At 43.3% G+C, this 3,867-nt stretch carries 6 protein-coding genes; 2 read left to right on the top strand and 4 right to left on the bottom strand.

From position 1 onward, the window contains the following. Nucleotides 1-474 precede the first annotated feature (474 nt). Nucleotides 475-651 (bottom strand): hypothetical protein, encoded by a 177-nt coding sequence (locus QT974_RS19555; RefSeq protein ID WP_333470093.1) that lies wholly within the window; start codon nucleotides 649-651, stop codon nucleotides 475-477. Nucleotides 652-680: 29 nt separating this feature from the next. On the opposite strand from QT974_RS19555, the gene QT974_RS19550 reads away from it, so the two are divergent. Continuing rightward, entirely contained in the window at nucleotides 681-1,412 is a 732-nt protein-coding gene (locus QT974_RS19550; RefSeq protein WP_333470092.1) for a sucrose-phosphate phosphatase, read from the top strand. Nucleotides 1,413-1,602: 190 nt separating this feature from the next. Further along, a complete protein-coding gene (locus QT974_RS34795) occupies nucleotides 1,603-1,809 on the top strand; it encodes a DUF6464 family protein (protein WP_442933194.1) in 207 nt (68 codons plus the stop codon). On the opposite strand, the gene QT974_RS19545 is transcribed toward QT974_RS34795, so the two are convergent. The 3 genes from QT974_RS19545 to QT974_RS19535 all read right to left on the bottom strand — a co-directional run bounded on the left by QT974_RS19545 (nucleotide 1,755) and on the right by QT974_RS19535 (nucleotide 3,845). Next, nucleotides 1,755-2,102, bottom strand: coding sequence for a hypothetical protein (locus QT974_RS19545; RefSeq protein WP_333470091.1), 348 nt, complete (start codon nucleotides 2,100-2,102; stop codon nucleotides 1,755-1,757). The genes QT974_RS34795 and QT974_RS19545 overlap by 55 nt on opposite strands. Nucleotides 2,103-2,176: 74 nt before the next feature. Beyond that, the gene (locus QT974_RS19540; RefSeq protein WP_333470090.1) at nucleotides 2,177-2,485 is read right to left on the bottom strand and encodes a DUF1830 domain-containing protein; all 309 of its coding nucleotides are present in this window, start codon (nucleotides 2,483-2,485) and stop codon (nucleotides 2,177-2,179) included. A gap of 973 nt (nucleotides 2,486-3,458) precedes the next feature. Continuing rightward, nucleotides 3,459-3,845: a response regulator gene (locus QT974_RS19535; RefSeq protein WP_333470101.1), complete on the bottom strand. Its 387-nt coding sequence runs from the start codon at nucleotides 3,843-3,845 to the stop codon at nucleotides 3,459-3,461. Nucleotides 3,846-3,867 lie beyond the last annotated feature (22 nt).

Genomic DNA, 3,867 nt, shown 5'->3' with positions numbered 1-3,867 from the left:
ACTTTAGTCCGCAAAAAGCTGGTTAGTAGTGCGGACTTTAGTCCGCAAAAAGCTGCGGACTAAAGTCCGAACGATCGAAACGTTTTTGTTATGATAATCTATCCGACATGATATCATTAAACTCCTCACGATCGAACCTTCTTGATTGCGGGTAATTTACCGCACACCATATAAGTCATTCCCAAATCTCAAATCGAAAAATGGAAAATCATATCACTTATGCCGCGTCTTGTTGTATGCTAGACTTTATCAGAGGTGTCAGTCTGGCTGCTAATGTCGGCACTGTACCGACTTCAGTAGCTTTTTCAGACTGAGAAGAGTTTGCAATTTCTAACTCATTTGGGGGCAATTTACGAATTGCCCCCCTTACTTTTTGGGCTGTTGCTGCATCTGCTTGTGGTAAAGTTCGATCGACCGTTCAATCAACCTCGATCCGTTCCCGCCCATAGCTGCGACGCTGCAACCTCAACCACATCAGCCTTTTATCTGACCGACTCCCTCAAAGGGCGCAACTTCTGGGCTTGAGTTATCCTGAATTTGACCAATTGTGATGGCTTTACGCCCTCTGTTCCACCGCCAACCCAAAAAAGACAGCAAGGTTTTTAGGCGATTGTTGAGACCAATTGCCAATTCCCGATTACCAATTCCCAATTCCCGATTACCAATTCCTAATTCAAAAAATGAATTTCTTATTAATCACAGATTTAGACAATACATTAGTCGGAGACGACGCAGCAACTCAAATATTAAACCAGCGCTGGCAATCAATGCGATCGCAAATTTGTTTAGTTTACGCTACCGGGCGTTCCCATGCTTCAACTTGCCAATTAATTGCCCAAAAGCAACTGCTAGCACCAAACTATATAATCGCAGGTGTAGGCAGCGAAATTTACCAAAACGCAACCCTAGATTTAGATTGGGCGGAATATATGTCTCAAGATTGGGATAAAATGGCGATCGCCTCTTTAGCTCAGCAGTTTAAGAAGCTTCAACCTCAATCCCTCGCCGAACAAAATCCTTGGAAAATCAGTTATTGCCTGGAACCAGCAGCAGAAAATACCTCTATTGTCCAGGAATTGCAACAAAAGTTAACTGCATCGAAACTGGCAGCTCAAATCATTTTTAGCAGCAACCGCGATGTAGATATCTTACCGCAAACTAGCAACAAGGGCAATGCCTTGACTTATTTACAAAAACGCCTGCAAATTCCTTCTGATGCAACCTTAGTTTGCGGCGATTCTGGCAACGATATCAGTATGTTTGAACAGGATGTTCGCGGAGTAATCGTTGCTAACGCTCTGTCCGAACTCTTAGCATGGTATCGCGAATGCGGCACAAAAAATCATTATTTAGCTGGTTCTGCTTGCGCTGGGGGAATCATGGAAGGAATGAGATATTTTTGGGAGTTTTGATTGCCTAAAATGCTTTTAAAGGTTTGATCGTTCGGACTTCAGTCCTCATAAAAATCAGAGGACTGAAGTCCTGACTACAAACACGGAGACTGCGATACCATCAGCTTGTACTCGCTTGCGGCACCGCACATGGAACAAAATACTTTACCTGTAGAGGTGATTCTGCTACTTTAACGCTCGATCGGAAATTATGCGCTGTGCCGTCAACCCTAATGGCCCTTGCGACGGCTGCTGCGATTACCAAAAGTCTCGATCGCGATCGATCGCACAGACAATTCTAGATCGACGAGGGCGATCGAGAGTGCCGAGAATTTCGGCATCTCCCTCAATTACCGCAAACTATCACAACCAACTACCAACTCTCGAACCCGATTTAACTTGTGCGGGTAGCCGGTAATCTACCTTCGGATAGCTGTGCAGCAAGTCGCGAATGCCAGTATGAATCAAATTTTCTATGTGCAGCAACTGTTCTGAAGAACAGCGAACCTGAACTTTTTCGTTGGCTGAGTCGCGGGAGTCGATCGCAGTATATTTATTAGGAACTCTGCTCAACACGTAAGCAATTAAATCTTGCCGCAAGCCCGAGTGTGAAAAAGCCTGTTGGTACGGATGCTTGGGATAAGACTCCAAGATAATGCCTACTTCCTCTGTGACTATGCCCAAGGTAATATTTACAAGATTTTTCTGCATTTCCCCTATCTCCAAACACTACTTAACTAATATCTTTGTTGCCCCGATCGAGTCAGTCTGATTTCTCCCTAATTTTAGCGGATTAATACAGCACATCTTTCTTCCGGAATAACCAGATCGGACTCTAAACTTACCTCTTCTATAACCCGCAGTATGTAGCAGGGAATTTTGTCCGATAAAATAGCACTTGCCACCGCGCCTGTGTGAATTTCTAATACTGCTTCTGCCGCCGCTTGAAACATCAGTCTCTGTCCCGGAAACACCACTCTTTCAAAGTACCAATTAGGAATATTGCCAATCCGAACTACCTGAATTTTGTGGGTAGCATTTGCGTAATAGCAGAGAATCTGACTGTTACCTTTATAAAATTCCCGATCTGACATTTGAAAAATCTCCACATTCTTTAAAAAACTTACTCCAAGTTGGCGCGAGCCTGTTTGGCTTTTGACAAATTTATCCACTTGTTTTTTGGTGTTATTCGACAGTGCGAATCACATCCACAGTTATTAATTTATTGTTGATTGAGTGCTAATGCCAACACTTATAGAAATTGCACGTAAACCAGGTTTTTCGCGGTTAAAAAATCCAGTTTATTTGGTATGCAGTCCCTGACCCCTGACTGATTCAAGTTGGTTGTGCTGTAGCCGCGCCGTGAATCGAAAGTATCGCCACTCACCCAAACTCCCCTGATAACAGGTTCGTTCTGTGGCAGCAGGATGCTGCTGAGAGTGCGACCTTCAACTCAAGAACCTAGAATAGACATTATCTAAAAAATCTGAGGAAATTATGAAGACCATCATTTTTTCGATCAATATACTTTGGGTGAACGAAATATTACAAAAATTAAGCATAAACCGCGTATTTACCCAACCAACTTCACTGCATTACCGAGTATGGCTTACACAATTTGGTCGATCGATCCAAGGCAAGTGTAACTTAGAGATCAGTTTGTCTCAGTATAAATACGGCGGTGGGCGCTCGACTTTACACAAAACAAAAAACCCCGACTCCCTGAAGTCATCTCTGGAACTTCTAGGGAATCGGGGTTTGAAGTAACCAATCACCGATCGATCTCAAAGCTATATCAAAAAAATGAGGAAATTCTGAAAACAGCCGCAAAAACTATAACTTCCTCCACACAGAAAGCCAGTTCATTAACATAATTTCGAGATTTTAGCAAGAAATTGAGAACCATAAACCAAATTTGCGATCGCACGGATCGCCTGTAATGCCCCCTTAATTCGACCGTCTGCCTTACTGCCGACGAAAGTTTGTATAAACCTGGTTTCAACCGCTGAGTTTTTCTTCGTTTGTATAAACCTGGTTTCAACCACTGATTTTGAACTTTTCGGCAGTTTAAGCCGACATTTCCCAACCCAGAATATCCGCAACTTGCTGCGCCAAACCGATCGGATCGAAAGGCTTAGCAATCACCCCTGCTACCCCCAAATCAGCAAACTCGTTCAAATCCATCGCCTGCACCTTAGCAGTCAAAAAAATCACCGGAATCCCCCGAGTAGCAACATTTTTTTGTAGCAAACCAAACAGAGTAACTCCATCCATATCAGGCATCATCACATCGAGCAGAATAGCGTCAGGAACCTCAGTTTCAGCTAAAACCAATCCTTGGCTGCTGTCAGGCGCAACCAGCACAATCCAGCCACCTAAATGTTCTAGACAAGCCTGAATCACACTGCAAAGGTTTGGTTCATCATCAATTACCAGAATGCGCTTTGTTGACATAATTAAAACCCAAATTTTAAAT

The organism is Microcoleus sp. BM001215392 (assembly GCF_036700185.1).
Lineage (GTDB): Bacteria > Cyanobacteriota > Cyanobacteriia > Cyanobacteriales > Microcoleaceae > Microcoleus.
The sequence above is the reverse complement of the archived record's forward strand: the minus strand, read 5'-3'. Positions and strand labels throughout refer to the sequence as shown.